General features: G+C 69.9%; 14 protein-coding genes. 4 read left to right on the forward strand and 10 right to left on the reverse strand.

The window, feature by feature from the left end; all coding sequences use genetic code 11:
• Positions 1-30: 30 nt before the first annotated feature.
• A complete protein-coding gene (locus tag SPHPHY_RS0105635) occupies positions 31-1,389 on the forward strand; it encodes a glycoside hydrolase family 27 protein (protein ID WP_022685728.1) in 1,359 nt (452 codons plus the stop codon).
• 3 nt (positions 1,390-1,392) lie between these two features.
• Here the strand turns inward: SPHPHY_RS0105635 and SPHPHY_RS0105640 are convergent, their stop codons facing one another.
• Positions 1,393-2,136: a dienelactone hydrolase family protein gene (locus SPHPHY_RS0105640; RefSeq protein WP_022685729.1), complete on the reverse strand. Its 744-nt coding sequence runs from the start codon at positions 2,134-2,136 to the stop codon at positions 1,393-1,395.
• 71 nt (positions 2,137-2,207) lie between these two features.
• Between SPHPHY_RS0105640 and SPHPHY_RS0105645 the strand changes: the two genes are divergently transcribed.
• Entirely contained in the window at positions 2,208-2,597 is a 390-nt protein-coding gene (locus SPHPHY_RS0105645) for a hypothetical protein (RefSeq protein ID WP_022685730.1), read from the forward strand.
• Positions 2,598-2,603: 6 nt separating this feature from the next.
• Here SPHPHY_RS0105645 and SPHPHY_RS0105650 read toward each other — a convergent pair whose 3' ends face one another.
• Entirely contained in the window at positions 2,604-4,880 is a 2,277-nt protein-coding gene (locus SPHPHY_RS0105650) for a putative bifunctional diguanylate cyclase/phosphodiesterase (protein ID WP_022685731.1), read from the reverse strand.
• Positions 4,880-6,523: a ShlB/FhaC/HecB family hemolysin secretion/activation protein gene (locus SPHPHY_RS0105655; protein WP_022685732.1), complete on the reverse strand. Its 1,644-nt coding sequence runs from the start codon at positions 6,521-6,523 to the stop codon at positions 4,880-4,882. Before SPHPHY_RS0105655 ends, SPHPHY_RS0105650 begins: the two co-directional genes overlap by 1 nt.
• 201 nt (positions 6,524-6,724) lie before the next feature.
• Between SPHPHY_RS0105655 and SPHPHY_RS20890 the strand changes: the two genes are divergently transcribed.
• The gene (locus tag SPHPHY_RS20890; RefSeq protein WP_022685733.1) at positions 6,725-9,292 is read left to right on the forward strand and encodes a FecR family protein; all 2,568 of its coding nucleotides are present in this window, start codon (positions 6,725-6,727) and stop codon (positions 9,290-9,292) included.
• A gap of 325 nt (positions 9,293-9,617) precedes the next feature.
• Positions 9,618-10,397: an SDR family NAD(P)-dependent oxidoreductase gene (locus SPHPHY_RS0105665; RefSeq protein WP_022685734.1), complete on the forward strand. Its 780-nt coding sequence runs from the start codon at positions 9,618-9,620 to the stop codon at positions 10,395-10,397.
• A gap of 212 nt (positions 10,398-10,609) precedes the next feature.
• Here SPHPHY_RS0105665 and mgrA read toward each other — a convergent pair whose 3' ends face one another.
• The 7 genes from mgrA to SPHPHY_RS0105700 form a co-directional block, all read right to left on the reverse strand.
• Entirely contained in the window at positions 10,610-11,689 is a 1,080-nt protein-coding gene (gene mgrA, locus SPHPHY_RS0105670) for an L-glyceraldehyde 3-phosphate reductase (RefSeq protein ID WP_028056531.1), read from the reverse strand.
• Between the two features lie 49 nt (positions 11,690-11,738).
• Complete coding sequence (locus SPHPHY_RS0105675; protein WP_022685736.1) at positions 11,739-12,629, reverse strand: alpha/beta hydrolase; 891 nt, start codon at positions 12,627-12,629, stop codon at positions 11,739-11,741.
• Entirely contained in the window at positions 12,626-13,183 is a 558-nt protein-coding gene (locus tag SPHPHY_RS0105680; protein ID WP_022685737.1) for a transcriptional regulator, read from the reverse strand. The genes SPHPHY_RS0105675 and SPHPHY_RS0105680 overlap by 4 nt, the downstream gene beginning before the upstream one ends.
• Positions 13,184-13,268: 85 nt before the next feature.
• The gene (locus SPHPHY_RS0105685; protein ID WP_022685738.1) at positions 13,269-14,234 is read right to left on the reverse strand and encodes an SDR family oxidoreductase; all 966 of its coding nucleotides are present in this window, start codon (positions 14,232-14,234) and stop codon (positions 13,269-13,271) included.
• A gap of 172 nt (positions 14,235-14,406) precedes the next feature.
• Positions 14,407-16,089 (reverse strand): alpha-L-fucosidase, encoded by a 1,683-nt coding sequence (locus tag SPHPHY_RS0105690; RefSeq protein WP_022685739.1) that lies wholly within the window; start codon positions 16,087-16,089, stop codon positions 14,407-14,409.
• 79 nt (positions 16,090-16,168) lie between these two features.
• A complete protein-coding gene (locus SPHPHY_RS0105695; protein ID WP_022685740.1) occupies positions 16,169-16,975 on the reverse strand; it encodes an SGNH/GDSL hydrolase family protein in 807 nt (268 codons plus the stop codon).
• A 2-nt stretch (positions 16,976-16,977) separates the two neighbouring features.
• On the reverse strand, positions 16,978-17,841 hold the full coding sequence (locus tag SPHPHY_RS0105700) for a GDSL-type esterase/lipase family protein (protein WP_022685741.1): 864 nt from the start codon (positions 17,839-17,841) through the stop codon (positions 16,978-16,980).
• Positions 17,842-17,871: the final 30 nt, after the last annotated feature.

The following is a 17,871-nucleotide window of genomic DNA, read 5'->3' on the forward strand; positions in this document are numbered from 1 at the left end:
CGATATCCCCGCGCATCAAGGGAGAGCGACATGGATACGACAGGGGCAGGGATCAGTCGGCGCGCGGCGCTGGCCGGCGCAGGGCTGGCGGGCACGGCGATGCTGACGGCGGGTGCGACGGCCGCCGCGACCGGCGGAACGCTCGCGCCGCGCCCGCCGATGGGCTGGAACAGCTGGAACAGCTTCGCCACCACGATCACCGAGGCGCAGGCGCGCGAGACCGCGGCGATCATGCGCGAGAAGCTGCTGCCGTTCGGCTACGACGTGTTCACGGTCGATATCCAATGGTATGAGCCGCAGGCCTCGAGCTACGAATATAACGCCGATCCGGTGCCGGCGATCGACGGTCACGGTCGCGTGATCCCGGCGCCGAACCGTTTCCCGTCGAGCCGCGACGGATCGGGTTTCACGAAGCTTGCTGCCGACATCCACGCGATGGGGATGAAATTCGGCATCCACGTCATGCGCGGCATCCCGCGGCTGGCGGTGAAGAAGAACCTGCCGATCCTCGGCACCCGCTATCGCGCCGCGGACGTCGCCGACACGAACAGCATCTGTTCGTGGAACCCGGATATGTACGGTGTCGATATGACGAAGCCGGGTGCGCAGGCCTATTACGACAGCATCTTCCGCCTCTATGCCGACTGGGGCGTCGACTTCGTCAAGATGGACGACATGAGCCGCCCCTATGACGCGCACGCGCCGGAGATCGAGGCGGCGCACAAGGCGATCGTCAACAGCGGGCGCGCAATCACGCTGAGCCTGTCGCCCGGCGAGACACCGGTGATCCGCGGCGATCATGTCCGCCGCTTCGCGCAGATGTGGCGCATCTCCGACGACTTCTGGGACGAATGGTCGATGCTGGCGGCGCAGTTCACGCGGCTGGAGAACTGGAACCCGTGGCGACGCCCCGGCGCGTGGCCCGATGCCGACATGCTGCCGCTGGGCCGGCTGGCGCTCGGGAAGCGCGATACCAAGTTCACGCCGGACGAGCAGCGCACGTTGATGACGCTGTGGTCGATCGCGCGCTCGCCGTTGATCATGGGTGGGGACCTGCGCCATCTGGATGCGCCGACGCTGGCGTTGCTCACCAATCGCGCCGTGCTGGCGGTCAACCAGGCTTCGACCGACAACCAGCCGCATTTCGTGGCGGACGGCACGCGCATCTGGTCCGCCCGGCCGGAGGGCGCGCCCGGCGACCGCTACCTCGCGCTCTTCAACACCAGCGACGCACCGCGCGAGGTCGGCATCGCGCTCGACCAGCTGAAGCTGGCGCCGGGCGCGCGCGTGACCGACCTGTGGAGCGGCGCGGCGCTGGGGCAGGCCGGGGCACGATTCGCGCAGACGGTGCCGTCGCATGGCGCGGGGCTGTACCGGCTGCGCGGGTAGCGCTCATCCCAGCGCGCGGCGGAACAGCCCGAGCGTCAGCGCGATCGACTGGAGGAACAGCGCGGGATCGTAGCGCGGGCCTTCGTCGCGCAGGAAGGCGTGCTGCGCGTTGAATTCGTGCCATTCGTACGACGCGCCGACCTCCTCCAGCCGCGCGCGGATCGCGGCACGCCCGGCGAGCGGGACGTGCGGGTCCTGCCGCCCCCAGACGAACAGCAGCTCGGCGCGCAGCTCGGACAGCCGCGCCAGCGTGTCGTCGCTGCGCCCCGCGCCCAGCGTGCCGGAATGGATGTCGGTCGGGTAGAAGCACGCCGCCGCCGCGACCCGCGGGTCGAGCGCGGCGCGGCAGGCGAGATGCCCGCCCAGGCACACGCCGAATGTGGCCAGCCGCCCGTTGCAGGCGGGATGATCGGCCAATGTCCCGAGCGCGACGTCGGCATCGGCATCGAAGGCGGCGACCGGCTTGGTGATCTTCAGCAGATTGCCGCGGTCGGTGCCCGCCGTATCATAGGCGAGCGCGGTGCCGGCGGGTTCGTATTCGTGATAGACCTCCGGCACCGCGACGACATAGCCATGGCCCGCGATCATCGCCGCCAGCCGCCGGATCGGCGCGGTTGCCTGGAATATCTCGGAAAACAGCAGCACCCCCGGAAAGCGCCCGTCGAGCGCGGGGCGGAACAGGTGCATCCGCATCGTGCCGCCGCCGGGCACCTCGCGATCGATCGTCTCGTCGCTGCGCAGGATCATGCTGGTATCTCCATCGGACTGCGGTGCCGGGGCATAAGGACTCCTCAAGAAATAAGGTTCTTAATCCTAGCATGACCGAGCCAACCTACACGATCGATGCCGACGCGCGGGGCGAGTTCCTGAGGCTTACGCTGAAAGGGGACTGGAATGCAGGGATCACCGAGCGATTCGCCGCCGAGGTGGCGCTCACGCTGCGCCGGATGCTGGCGACTGGCACCCGGCACGGGCAGTTGCGCACCCTGATGGATATGCGGCAGAAAAACATCCTGCCGCAGAACGTCGCGGTCGAGTTCGCGCGCATGGTGCGCCCCGATTCACCGTCGCGGAAGGTGGCGCTGCTGGTTTCCGGTGCGCTGCACCGCATGCAGGCCAAGCGCATCGGCGACGCGCGCTATGCAGTGTTCGAAACCGAGGAGGCGGCGCTCGCCTGGCTGTACGTCCCCGAAGACGGCGCCGCCTGAGGTCGCTCAGCCCGCCAGCGCCGCTGACGCGGTGGCGCGCTCGTCCAGCCGCGCGACCAATGCATCGAACGGCATCGGGCGGTCGATGAAGTAACCCTGCGCGTAATCGCATCGTATGTCGCGCAGGAACGCGAGGTTCGCGGCATCCTCGATCCCCTCCGCCACCACCTTCAGCCCCAGCGCATGCGCAAGGTCGATCGTCGAGCGCACCAGCTTGGCATCGTTCTCGCGCTCATGCGCATATTGCACGAAGCTGCGATCGATCTTCAATTCGCTGAGCGGCAGTTCGCGCAAATAGCTGAGCGTCGACTGGCCCGTGCCGTAATCGTCCATCGAGATCGCGACCCCGCGCGCGCGGAAGTGCCGCAACGTGGCGGTGGCGGTGAGTGGATCGGACATCGCGGCCGACTCGGTCACCTCGAAGATCAGCGCGTCGGACGGGATCGGCGCGGTATCCAGCAGCCGGTCGACCGCAGCGATGAACGCAGGCGCGTCGAGCAGCTTGGCGGAGATGTTGACCGCCGCGGTGACCGCATGGCCCGTGGCGCGCCACCGCGCAGCGTCAGCCATCACCCGTTCCAGCACGTACAGCGTCAGCGGCTCGATGCGATCGGTCTGCTCCGCCAGCGGCACGAACGCGGCCGGCGATACGAAGCCGCGTTCGGGGTGGCGCCAGCGCACCAATGCCTCGACGCTGCCGATCCGATCGGTGGCAAGCGCCAGCTTGGGCTGGTAATGGACCTCGATCTGCCCGGCGTGGATCGCGGCGTCGAGCTCGCCCATCAACGACACGGCGTTCTCCAGTCGGTCGCGATTGACCGCGGCGCGGCGCCAGAACACGCCGGCCGCCGCCGCCTCGCCGGCCGCCAGTGCTGCGGCAGCCATGTCGCCATCCTCGGCGATGCCCAGCGCTACAGCGACATCGACCTTGCGGCCCATGATCTCGACCGGCTGGAGCAGCAGCGTGCGCAGCGTCGCCAGCATGTCCTCGACGATCTCATGCGTCGGCAGCAAAAGCGCGAGCTGGTGGCTGCGCACCCGGTAGACCGCGTCGTGCGCGCTGCACAGCCGCAGTCGCTCGGCCGTGCGGACGATCGCCTGCGACACCTGCGCCGTGTCGAACACCGCCGACAGTTCCTCCAGATTGGTGAGCTGCACCACCGCCGCGATCCCGCTGCGGTCCGCGGGTTGCGTGGCGAGCGCGCGCTGGTTGGGCAGCCCGGTCGCCTCGTCGTGCAGTCGCCCGCTGCGGAAGCGGCGGAAGATGTCGCGCGCCACGAACAGCGCCCCGGCGACCGACAGCATCAGCCACCCGAGCCCGAGCGGATAATAGATCGCGAGCCAGCGCTGCGCGGCGAGCGCCACCACCGCCATCGCGATCATGCCGCCAGCGAAGATGCCGGCCGCAACGTCGCGGCGCCGCGCGCGCACGCCCGGTACGCACAGCAGCAGCGCGAGCGCGAACGACGCCAGCGGCGTGCCGCGCACCGGCACCCCGCGCAGCAGCGTCTCGGCGCCGAGCGCCTGGATCGTCACCCCCGGCAGCACCCCGCGCAGCGGCGCAGGGTAACGGTCGCCCATCTCGATCGCGGTCGCGCCGATCAGGATGTTGCGACCCCTTACCAGCGCCGGGTCGAACGTGCCCTTTTCGACCGCGACGAAGCTGAGCCGCGGAATGGTGGCGGGATCGATCGAGAAGTCGACGGGATAGTCGACGTCGGCTTTGCCGGCACGCGCGGCGATATAGGCCGATAGCGACGGGCGCGGTGTTCCTGCGGTGACGGTGGCGAGCGGCAGCGCGCGGACCAGCCCGTCGACGTCGGGTGCGAAGCTGACCGAGGCGAGCGCGGCGTGCGCGCGGAAGGCGTCCAGCGGCAGTGCGTCGAGGTTGCGCCGGTCGCCCGCGCCGGCCTGCTGCCCGAAGGTGGGCAGCGCGACGCGGCCACCGGCGCGGCGCAATGCGGCGGCGAAGGCGCGGTCATCGACCGGATCGGAGGCGCTCGAGAGATCGACGTCGAAGACGATCGTCGCCGCACCCGCTGTGCGCAGCCGGTCGACGACGGCAGCGTAATGGCGGCGCGGCCACGGCCAGCGGCGAATTTCGGCGACGCTGCGCGCGTCCATCTCGACGATCGCTACCTGCTTGCTGGAGGGGTGGGACTGTACGGCGAAGCGCAGCGGCTCCAGCGCGCGCTTGATCGGCCCGCCGATGCCCGGCAACATCGCGAGCATGCCGACCAGCGCGGCGGCAGCGAGGATCAGCGCGTTGCTGGAGCGGCGCATCAGAACGCGCGCGCCACGCGCAGCGAGATGCGCGGCCGATGGTCGCCGGTGTCGAAGCGCGCCGGCCCCAGAGGCAGCGCCGCTTCCGCCATCCAGTCGAAGTGCCCGGTGCCGATCCGCACGCCGACACCGGTCGAAGCGAGGCTTCCCCCGCCGATCCCGCCGTGCCGGTTGCCGACCACGCCACCGTCGACGAAGGTATAGAGCTGTCCGCGATCGACGACGCTGCCGGGGATGCGCCCGGTGTCGGCGCGCAGTTCCAGCGAGCCCATCACGCCGTGGTCGCCGGTGCGCTCGGCATAATCATAGCCGCGACCGAAGGCCGGGCCGCCGAGCCCGATCTCGGCCGCGGCGAGCAGCGGACGGGACGAAACCTGCCCGGCGCTGGCGATCGCGACGCTGAACGGCTTGCCGATCGAAGCCGTCCAGTCGATCATGTAGGTGCCCGCGACGAACCGCGCGTCACCATCCGAACGCGAGGCGAGCAGCGCACCCTGGCGGGTCGTTCCCATGCCCGGCAATCCCGCGATCGTCGCGAGTTCGGCGCGCAGCACGCCGCGGCCCAGCGTCGCGCTGCCGCCCAGCGTCGCCGTGACGGTCGCGATCCGGTCGCTGCGCAGACGACGGCGGGCCAGATCCTGGTCGGTGCCGAGCGCGCGCAGTTCGCCGGTTGCCCACAGGCTGCGCGCGCGGGTGCGCACCAGCGGATATTGCAGCGCGATCGCGGCATCGGCGCTCCTGCCGCGCACATCGAGCGTGCGGAGGATGCCGCCGGGCCGCGTGCGCGCGATCGACCCGGAGGCGGACAGGATCGCCCCGTCGTTGCCGACCGGCGCGCCATAGCGGGCGCGCAGGAAGGTGAATTCGGTCGGTTGCAGCGGCGTCTGCGACACGATCAACGCCAGTTCGTCGCCGTCCTGCGCCAGCCCCCGAACGCTGGCCAGTGCGGTCGAGCGCACCGGCCCGACTTCGCTGCTGCCGCGATTGTCGACCTGGATATAGCCCGACGCGCCGTCGCGCTCGATCGTGACCAGCAGGATGCCGAACCCGTCCTGACGGATCAGCCGGCTGTCGGTGATCCGGACCCCCGGTACGTCGCCGACCAGCAGCAGCGCGCGTTCCAGCTGATCGCGGCGCACCGCCGTGCCGGTCGCCAGCGCGCGGCCCAGCAGCCGGTCCGCGGTGGCGCTGCGCGCGCCGATCACGCGCACCGCGTCGATCCGTCCGAGATCGAGCGTCACGTGCAGGATGCCATCGCGCAGCGCCTGCGCGGGCACCTGCGCCGTGGCGAATGGATACCCCTGCGCGCGCGCGACCGCGGCGACCGATCCCGCGAGCGCGGCGACTTCATCGCGGCTCAACTCCTGCCCGATCACGCTTGCGATCGGCGTGGCGAACACGGCGGCGGGCAACGCGCCGCGTCCGTCGATCACCACCGCGCGCACGGTGCCGGTGACGCGCGCGGCCGGCGTCGGCAGCGGGGTGGCGCGTGTCGGCGGGGTCGGGGTAGCGGCGTCGGAGGCGTTTGGCGGCGGGAGTGTCCGCTCTATCAGTCGCGGATCGGCGCGATCCAGCGCAGTCTGCGCAGCGGCTCCCTGCGACATCAGCGCGACCAGCACCGACCATTTCACCTTACGCGCCATTCCGCCCCAACTCGCTTCGTCACGATCGCGAGGTAGGCGTGCAATGCTTGTGATTCGGTTAGGACAGGGTGCCGGGATCATGCTGACGACGCCGCCTTATGTACAAATCAACCATTTAAAATCAGGAGATTGCAACCTTCGCGAGCGCATGCGGGACGGCGACGGCCGTGAGTACGAGGCCGTCGAGACCGGGAGATCTTCATGCGCCGCGCCCTGCTTGCCGTCCTGGCAGCTACCTGTTCCGTCCCTGCGCTCGCCGCACCGGCGGGGTGGACGATCAGCGAGGCGTCGGGCACCGTCACGGTCGCCCGCGCGGGCGTGAGCACGGTCGCCACGCGCGGGGTGGCTGTGACCGCCGGCGATGTGGTGACGACGGCGGCTGGCGCGCGTGCGGTGCTGGTGCGCGGCACCGAGTTCATGATGGTCGCGCCCGCGTCGCGACTGCGTTTGCCGGCCGAGGCGCAGGCGACCGGCGTAACGCGCGTGGTCGAGGAATTCGGCAACATTGTCTTCATGATCAAGAAGAAGATGACCCCGCATTTCGAGGTGCAGACGCCGTATCTCGCCGCCGTGGTGAAGGGCACGACGTTCTCGGTCGGCGTGTCGGACCAGGGGACGGCGGTGCAGGTGCTGGAGGGCGCCGTCGACGTCGCGACGCTGGACGGCGGCGCGCACGACCTCGTCACGCCGGGCGCGGTCGCGATGGTGTCGGCATCGAACCGGATGCGGATGACGATCGAGGACAATGGCCGCTCGCGGGTGATCGAATCGCCGAACGCGCCGGCCGAGCCCGTCGCGCCGGCCGCCGCGGCGGCGGTGGCAGCGGCACCGGCCGAGGCCGCGCCGGCGGAAGCCACGCCGGTCGCCGCTGCCGAACCGGCGGCGGTCGTGCCGGTTGCCGCTGCGCTTGCCGCCCCGACCGAGAGCGTGGAGGTGGCGACCGTCGCGCCGGCGCTGACCGAGGCGGTCTATGCGCCGTCCGCCTCGTTGTCGGTGGCGACCGGCGGGCTGGTATCGGGCACGATCGGTGGCGACGTGAGCGGCGTGGCGGCGGCGACGCGCATCGCCAGCGAGGCGGTGGTCACCACCACCCGCGTGGTCGAGGCGGCGACCGCGATCGTCGCGCAGCAGTCCGCCTCGCTCGCCGCGACGGAGATGGTGGAGAAAACCAGCGCCGAGGTGCTCGCCGCGACGCAGGCCAAGGCGGATGCCGAGCGCGCGGCCACCGCCAGCGCCGCCGCTGCCGCGCAGGCCGCCAAAGACGCCGCGCGCGCCAAGGTGGAGCAGGAGCAGAGCGCCGCCGCGCATGCCGCCGCCGCTGCCGCCGCCGACCAGACCGCCCGCGCCGCCGCTGCCGCCGCCGCGCAGACCGTGCAGGCGGAGGCCGAGCGCGTCGCCAAGGCGAGTGCGCAGGTGCAGGCCGAGGCGGAAGCCGCCGCCGCCGCCCGCACCATGCAGGATATCGCCGCCGCGACCGCGCGCGCCAATGCCGATCGTGCGGCGCAGGCGACCGCGCAGGCCGATGTCGCGCTCGCGCGTGCCGCCGCGGCGGAGCAGGCCGCACAGGCCGCCGCCGCCGCCGCGCAGGAGCTTGCCGCGCAAGAGGCGCAGCAGGTCGCGGCACAGGCGGCGGTGCGTGCCGCTGCCGATGTCGCGGCAAGTGCGGCGGCGGAGGTCCAGCGCAGCGACGCCGCGGCGCGACAGGTCGCTGCCGCACAACTGGCGCAGGTGCAGGCACTGGCAGCGACCACCGCCGCCCGCATCGCCGACGCGGTGCGCGTCGCGCAGGCCGCTGCCGACGCCCAGGCGACGTTGATCGCGCAGCAGGGGGCGCATGCCGCGGCGCAGGACGCGGCGCGGGTGGCGAGCGAGATGGCCGCGCAACTGGCGGCAGAAGCCGCCCGCACCAACGACGCGGCAAGCCAGGCGGCGGCCGACAAGGCGGCGCGCGACGCCGCCAAGGCGGCCGACGATGCGGTCAAGGCCGCTGAGCAGGTCGACAAGGCCGGGCGCGACAAGGCGTTGCGTGACGCCGCGAAGCTCGCCGCCGAGGAAGCCGCCACCGCCGCCCGCGACAGCGAGCGCGCCGGCCGGGACGCGTCGGACAAGGCGGCTGCCGATGCAGCCCGGGATGCCGAAAAGGTCGCGAGAGAGGCGGCGAAGGCGGCGGAAGCCGAGACGCGCGCTGCCGAGCAGGCCGCGAAGGCCGCCGCGCAGGCGGAGAAGGCCGGGCAGGACAAGGCGGCGCGCGATGCCGCGAAGCTCGCCGCGGACGAAGCCGCCACCGCTGCACGCGAGAGCGAGCGGCTCGTGAAGGAAGCGACCGACAAGGCCGCCGCCGACGCCGCGAAGGAAGCGGACAAGGCCGCCAAGGAGGCGGCCAAGGCAGCGGAGCGCGCGACGAAGGCTGCCGAGGACGCCGCCAAGGCCGCGAGTGACAAGGCGGGCAGCGATGCGGCGAAGGCCGGGCAGGACCAGGCCGCCGCCGCCGCCGCGCGCGAAGCCGAACGCGCCGCGAAGGACGCCGCGAAGGCCGCGGAGGGCAAGGCGACGAAGGATGCGGATCAGGCCGCCAAGCTCGCGGCGGAGGCCAGCGCCAAGGCTGCCGCGGACGCCGCCGCCGCGCAAGCCGCCGCTGCCGCGCAGGCGCAGCAGGCCGCGCAATCGGTGCTTCAGAACGTCGCCAGCGGCGTCGCGCAGGTCGCACAGGGGGTCGGCAGTCAGGTTGAAAAGACGGTGCAGTCGCTGCTGAAGCTGCCCCGCCCCTGAGCCGGAGGCCGGTGCCGGGGTTCGACGCTCGCGCTCCTCATCCGCGAGAGCGGCTGACCCGGCACGTTCGGCTTCTCCGCTCCCGTGATGACGGGTGAAGCGCTTGTCCGGTGCCATGCGCGTACGGGTGCGGCCGCGTCCGCGTGATCGGCACGATGCCGCTGCGCGCCGGCTATCACGGGGCGCCAACGACGCGCTGCGTGGCCGGAAACGACTGTGCGCGTTTGACGCGGGCACCTGTTCGATCATCTCTGCCCGGCGAGGCCGGCAACCGGAAGATGCCTGCCGCCGTTTCGCTCACCGACCGGATCAAAGGAGCGACCACATGAATATCGACCTCAGCGGCAAGACCGCGCTCGTCACCGGATCGACCGAGGGCATCGGCTTCGGCATCGCGCAGGGCCTGGCGAACGCCGGCGCGCGCGTGATCGTCAACGGCCGCACGCAGGCGAAGGTGGATGCTGCCGTCGCACGCATCGGCGGCAGCGCACGCGGCGTGGCGGCGGATCTCGCCGCCGTGGACGGGCATGAGCAACTCGTCTCCGCCGTTCCGGACGCGGATATCGTCGTCAGCAATCTCGGTATCTTCCAGCCCGCCGACTTCTTCGACACCGACGACGCGACGTGGGACCGGCACTGGCAGGTCAACGTGATGGCCGGCGTCCGGCTCGCGCGCGCCTATCTTCCTGAGATGGAAGCGAAGGGCTGGGGCCGGCTGCTGTTCCTGGCGTCGGAATCGGCGTTCAACATCCCGGTCGAGATGATCCACTACGGCGTCAGCAAGACCGCCGACGTGGCGCTCGCCCGCGGCCTCGCCAAGCGCATGGCCGGCACCGGCGTGACGGTGAACTCCGTGCTGCCCGGACCGACGCTGTCGGAAGGCGTCGAGGCGATGCTGGAAGCGGAACGCGCGAAGTCGGGCAAGCCGATCGAAGAAGTCGCCGCAGCATTCGTGCAGGAACACCGCTCCAGCTCGATCATTCGCCGCGCCGCGACCGTCGAGGAGGTCGCCAACATGGTGGTCTATCTCGCGTCGCCGCTGGCATCCGCGACGACGGGTGCGGCTGTACGCGTCGATGGCGGGGTGATCGACACCTTGATGTGAGAAACGCGCCGATCGCCACACCGGGCTGCGTGGTGATCGGTCGGCCCACCGCGGGATCACGCGCGACGGCTGACGAGCGGCGTTCGACGCCTGCGGTTGCCATCCACGGCGAGGCGCATGTCGACGACGGTCGAGCGTGAGCGGTGTCGTACGCCGCTCACGCTCTTCCTTCCGCCCGACCCGCAAATAGAACAGCGGGACAACCCGCTGGATTATGAAGCCGAGATACCCTGCACAGAAGGCAGTGTGACGATATCGGAGGATTCCGCCCAGAGATTGATCCCGCCGTCTTCGGCCGCCTTGTCGATGGCGGCAAGCTCTTCGGCGGAGAAGTCCAGCGTCTTCACCGAGTCGAGCGAATCGTCGAGTTGGTCGACCGTGCGCGCGCCGATCAGCGCCGACGTGACGCGTGGGTCGCGCAATACCCAGGCGATCGACATTTGCGCCAACGTCTGCCCACGGGCCGCCGCGATGTCGTTCAATGCGCGGATGGCCGCGAGATTCTGCTCCGTCAGCAAGGTCTGCGAGAGCGATCCGCCGCGGTTGGCGCGCGCGTCCTGCGGAACGCCGGTCAGATACTTGTCGGTCAGCATCCCCTGCGCAAGTGGCGAGAAGGCGATGCAGCCGGTTCCGAGATCCTCCAGCGTGTTCAGCAGCTCGCGTTCGATCCAGCGGTTGAGGATCGAATAGCTGGGCTGGTGAATGAACAGCGGCACCTTTTCATCGGCGAGGATCTGCGCCGCCTTGCGGGTCAAACCGGGTTCGTAGGAGGAGATGCCGACGTACAAAGCCTTGCCCTGCCGGTGGAGCTGCACCAGCGCACCCATCGTCTCCTCGAGCGGGGTCGTCGGGTCGACACGGTGCGAATAGAAGATGTCGACATAATCGACGCCCATCCGCTTCAGGCTCTGGTCGCAACTGGCGATCAGATACTTCTTCGACGAGCCGATATCACCGTAAGGACCGGGCCACATGTCCCAACCCGCCTTCGTCGAGATGATAAGCTCGTCACGATGCGTCTTGAAATCGGCCGCGAGCACGCGACCGAAGTTTTCCTCGGCCGACCCGTACGGCGGGCCATAATTGTTGGCGAGATCGAAGTGGGTGACGCCGCGGTCGAATGCGCGGCGCAGGATCGCGCGCCCTGTTTCGAAGACATCGCTTCCACCGAAATTCTGCCACAGCCCGAGGCTGATGGCGGGCAGCCTGAGCCCGCTACGGCCGGTGCGCCGGTACGGCATACCGGCATCGTATCGGTGGGGCGAAGCGACATATGGAGGATCAAACGGCATGGCAGCTCCTTTTCGAATGGTCCAACGCACAACGCGCCGGGCGTTTCAATCAAGGTCTGGCGGCCCCTGCCGGCTGGTTTGCATCCGCAACGCGTCGGACGAAGGTCGAGACATCCTCCAGCACCGGCGCGCGCCCACGGAACGGCCGGGCGAGGGCGAGAAGGATGCCGATGTGGCCGAGGCCGGCATAGGCGCGCAGGTCCACGGGGACGCCGCCCGTGCGCAGCCTGGCCGCGAGCGCCTGACTGTTGCGCGGCCGGACGAGCGTGTCCTTGTTGCCGTAGAGCAGCAATGCCGGTGGGTCGCCGACGCCAGCCCAGGTCACCGGCTGCGTTTCCGCCGGATCGGGCGAGCGACCGAACGCCGCGCGGCTCGCGTCCACATCGAAGGGGGCGAAGTCGTACGGTCCCGCAAGCCCGACCAGGCCCTTCACCGCGGCGCGGCTTTCCCCAAGCCATCGCGGGTCCACTGCGAGCATCGCTGCGATATAGGCGCCCGCGGAATGGCCCATCAGCACCACCGTTCCGCGATCGCCCCCGTGGTCGCCGGCATGCGTGACTGTCCATCGCACCGCCGCTGCACCGTCCTCGACGAAAGCGGGATAGTGGACGGCGGGAACCAGCCGGTAATCCGGTACGATCGCTACGAAGCCCTGCGCGGCCAGCGCGCGGCCGACGAAGGCATAGCCGGCGCGCGTACCGCTGTTCCAACTGCCGCCGTAGAAGAACACGACCACCGGCCGCGGCCGCTGCGATGCCGCGCGGGGCGCGTACACATCGAGGCGCTGGCGCGGGTCGGGGCCGTAGGCCACGTCCTTCGCGACGCGGATGCCGCCGCGGTCCTTCGGCACCAGCGCATCGAAGGTGGTCAGCGGCGAGCAGGCTGCGGCGAGCGAGCCGAGCAGAAGCGCGGCGTGTATGCGGATGCGAGGAAGGTTCACGTGCGTGCCGCGGCGGCGGCGTAGGACAGGGCGTCCTCGCGCAGCTTTCGCCAGAGGTCGCGCTCCGCCGCCGCATCCGCGAGGGCGCGATGTGCCGGGGCGGCGCTTTTCGTCGCGTTGGCGCTCGCGACGAGATCGTGGACGGTAACCGCCAGGCGGTCCGCCGGAACGACATCGCGCAGGATCGAGATTGCGGTGTCGCGCAACGCCACGTCCGTGTCCTGCAGGCGCAGCGCGTGGCGGGGCAAGCCGGCGGCACGCAGCAGCGCGCTGAGCCACTTGCCGTCCCACGACGGGGCGCTGGCAAAGAGCGCGTGGTCGGACAAGGCCGCGATCATACGGGCGGCGACGGCGTCGTGCGCCGCCCCGTCGCGAACCAAGGTCTCGCGCGTGATGCCGTGGATACGCTCCGACTCTTCGTCCCAGTCGGTCCAGGCGGGTGCCGGTGCGATCAGGTGGCTCTCGGAACGGCCATCCTCGAACACCCAGGCGACCTCGATCGGGTAGCTCCGGTCGGCCAGCGACGAGGCCTCGAAGTCGAGAAAGACATTCACCGTCGATACTCCACGTTGGCGCATCTGCGCGCCTGATGCGCATGTACGACGATGTAGCACGTGTCTGGCGCTGTCGACGGCCCGGCTATTTGCGCCGCCACAGGAGCGCACCGACGGTGGCCAGCCCGGCGGCGACGCCCAGCGCCGCCGCCTTGCGGCGTCGCTCGGGGTGACGACGGCCGCCTTCGATGCCGCTCGGGCCGGCAGGCGGGGCGAACAGCGCGCCACTTCCATCCTCGCCGCGCTCGGCCTTGTCGCTCCAGCGGCCCATGAACCCGTTCATCATCGCCGCCGAAAGATTGGGGACGACGAAATGGCTGAGTTTCAGCGCGATCGCCGGAGCACCGACGACGGTGGTGTTGCGGGGACGGTCGGCAAGCCGGACGATCGCCTTCGCCACCGATTCAGGGGCTAACGAGCCGGGGGGAAGCGACAGCTTCGCGCCGGTGTAGTTCGCTGCATGGTCGATGCCGGGCGTATCGACGAAGGTCGGGTAGACGTCGCAGACGTGGATGCCCGGATGCTTGGACAATTCGCCGCGCAACGCTTCGCTGAACCCGCGCAGTCCGAACTTGCTGGCCGAATAGGCCGCCGCATAGGGCGTCGCGACGAACCCACCGACCGAGATCATGTTGACGAAGGTGCCATGATCCTGCGCGAGGAAGATCGGCAGCACCGCATGTGCATCGTTCATGTGGCCGATGAGGTTGGCGGCGACCACGTGCGCGTGATCCGCGATCGGCACGTCCTCGTAGCGCCCGACGACGCCGACGCCGACGTTGCTGAACCAGAGGTCGATCCCGCCCAACGTGTCGCGAGCTTCGGCGGCGAGTTGCGCCACCGCGCCGGCGTCCGTCACGTCGACGATCCGCACGTGCGCCTCGCCGCCGGCCGCGCGGCAGCGCTCCGCGATGTCGTCGAGCCCCGCGCGCCCACGTGCGCCGAGCACCAGCCGGGCGCCGTTGCGCGCGAACGCCAGCGCGGTCGCCGCACCTATTCCACTGGATGCGCCGGTGATGACGACCCGCTTCGCTACCCTTTTGTCTGCCACGCTTGCTGCCCTGCTGGGAACGACGGAAGCAGGACGATTGCCGGGGTGGTGTCGTTCCGACCGGGCGACCATCGCCTTGCGGATATTGTCGTTCCCGGGCAGCATGGGTCGTAACGGCGCGGGACACGACATTGCCGGCGGATACGTTCGCGCGACATGCCGATCATCAAGCTCATGTCGTCAGGCCGTCGCCCTCGATGATCAGCGCGAGCCCGATGCGGTTTCGCAGGTCGTCGGGCAGCCGGACCACGAGTTCCTGGCCGGAACGGGTGAAGGGGAGGGGGGTGGTGCTTCCCGGGAACGTCACCTTGCTGACCTCGCCCCTTCCCACCGGATTGTCGCTGCCCAGCAGCGACAGCCGGACGGCACCATCCGCGGGCCAGCCCAGCACCAGCGCATGCAACGCGCCACTGCGAGTTACGTAGCGGATATCCTTCGCCGTATAGCTGCTGTCCTGGCCGCCTTCGGAGAACGCGCCTCCCGACCCGGTGCTGGAGCCCTCTCCGTGCAGACGCCACGGGCGTGTTCCGTAAATCGCGTCACCAAACCGTTGCATCCACGTGGCAATCTCTTCGACGATCTGGCGTTCGCGGTCGTCGATCGTCCCGTCGCCGCGGAGTGGAACGCTGAGCATGAGGTTGCCGTTCTTCGAGACGACGTCGCACAGCGTGTGCAAGACCTTGGCCGGCGTCTTGTAGCGGTTTTCGCGGTAATATTGTTCGCCGTAGAACCAGTTCCCCAGGCACGTCTCCGTCTGCCACGGGAAGCGGTCGATATAGCCTTTCTGCCCGCGCTCGACGACGTCGACCAATCCCATCCGCCGCTGCGGCGGGGTCTCCTTGGCGGTGACCACGCCCTCCAGCCGGCCGTCATGCCACGCCATGTTCCGGTTGTAGAAATAGGCCGCCATGTCGAGACCGGCCTGCCCGAGCGGGAGATCGTGGTTGTCGAAATAGAGCATGTCGGGCCTGTATTTGTCGATCAATTCCCGGCAGCGAAGCGTCCACCGTTGCACGAAGGCCGGGTCGTGCGGCGCGCCCTCGTCCCACAGCCCGTCGGTGGCGGCATGCCACGCATTCGCTTCCGCGATCGACGCGATCCCGTCGGGCATGGCCATGCTGCGGCCGGTGTACAGCTCCTGTGGGTCGAGCCCCTCCCACCAGCGGCCGCGTCCGTCCGCCCGGGTCAGCCGGGCGGCGTCGTAGCGCTGACCCCGACGCGGGCCTTGCAGGTCATAGCCATACGCGACCTGGTTCCAGTGCCAGGCGTGGCCCGAATGGTTGGACACCGCAAACCGAAGTCCACGCTCGCGGGCGAGCTTCGCCCAGGTGCCGACGATGTCGCGTTTCGGGCCGACCCGCGTCGAGTTCCACGCATGATGCGACGATGCGTAGCAGTCGAAATTGTCGTGGTGGTTGGCGACCGCCATGAAATAGCGCGCGCCGGCGCGCTTGTAGAGATCCAGCAGCCCGGCCGGGTCCCATCGCTCGGCGCGCCAACGGTTCTGGATTTCCATGAAACCGCTGTCGGCGGGGTGGCCGTAATGCTTGAGGTGATGCTCGTACGAGGGGTGACCTTGCAGGTACATGTCGCGCGCGTACCAATCGTCGCCCGCCGCGGGGACGGAGGCCGCGCCCCAATGCGCCCAGATCCCGAACTTGGCGTCGCGGAACCAGTCGGGCGCGCTATATCCGCTGGTGAGCGACCCCCAGTCGGCCCCGAACCGCGGCGGTGGATCGACCCTGACGGGCCGCAGGTCCGCCGAACGCGCCGGGACCCCGGCGCCACCGGGCACCGCGGCTGCCGCGGCAGTGGCCACGCCGGCGTGGAGGACGGATCGCCGTGTAACGTCCATGCTTCGATGTTCCCTCTTGGCGGCCTTCGCCGCATTCGTCATGTCAGGCGTGTCCACCGCATCGCGGCGCGGCGGCGCGTCAGCGGCTGCGCAAGGCGCGCTCGATCGCGGCAAGTGCGAGTGGACGCATCACGGCATAGCCTTCCGGCGTCGGATGCACGCCGTCGGTGGCGAGACCCGGCTTCATCGCGCCCTGTTCCGTCGCCATCGCACGGTGATAATCGACGTAGGTGAAGCCGTTGGCGCGCGCATATTCGCGTAGCCACGCGTTCATCGCAGCGATCTGCGGCACGGGGCGCTTCTCCGGGTTCCACGGAAACGCGCCGGCGGGCGGGATCGAGGCTAGGATGACCCTGATCCCGTGCGCGCGGGCGAGTTCCGCCATGGTCTGGATGTGCCCTTGCACGGTCGCCATCGTGGCCGCGCCGGTATTGCCCGCGATATCGTTGGTCCCGGCCATGATGTGAACGGCGCGGGGGCGGAGCGCGATCACGTCCTGACGGAAACGCAGCAACATCTGCGACGTGGTCTGCCCGCTGATCCCGCGATCGACCAGCCCGTCGGTGAACAGCGACGGATCCGCACCGATCCAGTTGTCGGTGATGGAATCGCCCATGAAGACGACGCGCACGGGCCGCTGCACCTGCGCATTCGCTGCTGCGTAGCGGCATAGCTGGCCATGGTCGCGGGTCAGCATGTGCAGGTTCCACATCTGCCAGGCCGCGCCATCGGCCGGCTTGGGATGGGCGGGGCAGGGCTGGGCAACGATCCCGGACGGATCGTCGGCATAGGGATCGCCGGGCACGCGCGTCTGTGCGCCGGCGGCTCCCGCAGCGAACAGCAGCGGGGCAAGGATCAGGGGAGCGAGGATCAAAGGGCTGCGCATCGTCAATGCTTCCTTCCGTGTCGGAGCGGGGTGGCCAGCGCGGCGGCGATCGCCCGCGCCGCGATGGGGGCCATGCGCGTATAGCCGACCAAGAGCGGGTGGACGCCGTCATCGGTGTAGCGGGCGTCGAGCAGGCCGCGCCTGTCCACCAGCGCGGCGTGATAATCGGCATAGCGATAGCCGCGCCGTGCGCAGAAGCCGTGCAACCACGCGTTCAGTGCGCGCAGCGTCGCCGGGTTACGCTCCCTGACGACGTCGCGGGCGTTGGGGGTGTAATCGTTGACCGGCAGCAGCGACCCGAACACCACCTTGATTCCGTGCGCGTCGGCGAGGTCGGCCATCGCCTCCCAATTGCTCTCGATCTGCTCCGGCGTTTCCTCCTGCAGAAATCCCTGCACGTCGTTCACGCCGGCAAGGATCACCACCACCGCTGGACGCAGGGCGATCACGTCCTGATGGAAGCGCAGCAGCATCTGCGCGGTCACCTGGCTGCCGACGCCGCGGTTGACATAGGGGCGGCCGGGGAAGCTTTCGGCCAGGTTCCAGCGATCGGTGATGGAATCGCCGATAAAGACCACCCGCCGTTCGTCATGGCGCGGCGGCGGCAGCAGGCGATTGGCCGCTTGGTAAAGGTAGCGCTCCCCGAAATCGTGCATCAGGCTGGGGACCAACTTGTCACGGAAGGGGCCGAGCCACGGGCCCCAGTCGCGCTCGGCGACGACGCGGCGGGTCGGCGAGCTTTGATATGCCGCAGGCGCCGCGAGGGCGGAAAACGTGGGGAATGCCAGGATTGCCGCTGCGCAGGCGATCAAACCGACGCGTCGCACACGCCGCGGACGAAGCTTGCCACCCGATCCGCTCCTCATGCTCGCCCCCTCCGCTGTACCTGTACGGCA

It is taken from the genome of Sphingomonas phyllosphaerae 5.2 (assembly GCF_000419605.1).
Lineage (GTDB): Bacteria > Pseudomonadota > Alphaproteobacteria > Sphingomonadales > Sphingomonadaceae > Sphingomonas > Sphingomonas phyllosphaerae_B.

Bases quoted from the DNA above. Each gene is read 5' to 3' on its own strand.
- SPHPHY_RS0105635 (WP_022685728.1), top strand. From the start codon at position 31: ATGGATACGACAGGGGCAGGGATCAGTCGGCGCGCGGCGCTGGCCGGC.
- SPHPHY_RS0105640 (WP_022685729.1), bottom strand. From the start codon at position 2,136: ATGATCCTGCGCAGCGACGAGACGATCGATCGCGAGGTGCCCGGCGGC.
- SPHPHY_RS0105645 (WP_022685730.1), top strand. From the start codon at position 2,208: ATGACCGAGCCAACCTACACGATCGATGCCGACGCGCGGGGCGAGTTC.
- SPHPHY_RS0105650 (WP_022685731.1), bottom strand. From the start codon at position 4,880: ATGCGCCGCTCCAGCAACGCGCTGATCCTCGCTGCCGCCGCGCTGGTC.
- SPHPHY_RS0105655 (WP_022685732.1), bottom strand. From the start codon at position 6,523: ATGGCGCGTAAGGTGAAATGGTCGGTGCTGGTCGCGCTGATGTCGCAG.
- SPHPHY_RS20890 (WP_022685733.1), top strand. From the start codon at position 6,725: ATGCGCCGCGCCCTGCTTGCCGTCCTGGCAGCTACCTGTTCCGTCCCT.
- SPHPHY_RS0105665 (WP_022685734.1), top strand. From the start codon at position 9,618: ATGAATATCGACCTCAGCGGCAAGACCGCGCTCGTCACCGGATCGACC.
- mgrA (WP_028056531.1), bottom strand. From the start codon at position 11,689: ATGCCGTTTGATCCTCCATATGTCGCTTCGCCCCACCGATACGATGCC.
- SPHPHY_RS0105690 (WP_022685739.1), bottom strand. From the start codon at position 16,089: ATGGACGTTACACGGCGATCCGTCCTCCACGCCGGCGTGGCCACTGCC.
- SPHPHY_RS0105695 (WP_022685740.1), bottom strand. From the start codon at position 16,975: ATGCGCAGCCCTTTGATCCTCGCTCCCCTGATCCTTGCCCCGCTGCTG.
- SPHPHY_RS0105700 (WP_022685741.1), bottom strand. From the start codon at position 17,841: ATGAGGAGCGGATCGGGTGGCAAGCTTCGTCCGCGGCGTGTGCGACGC.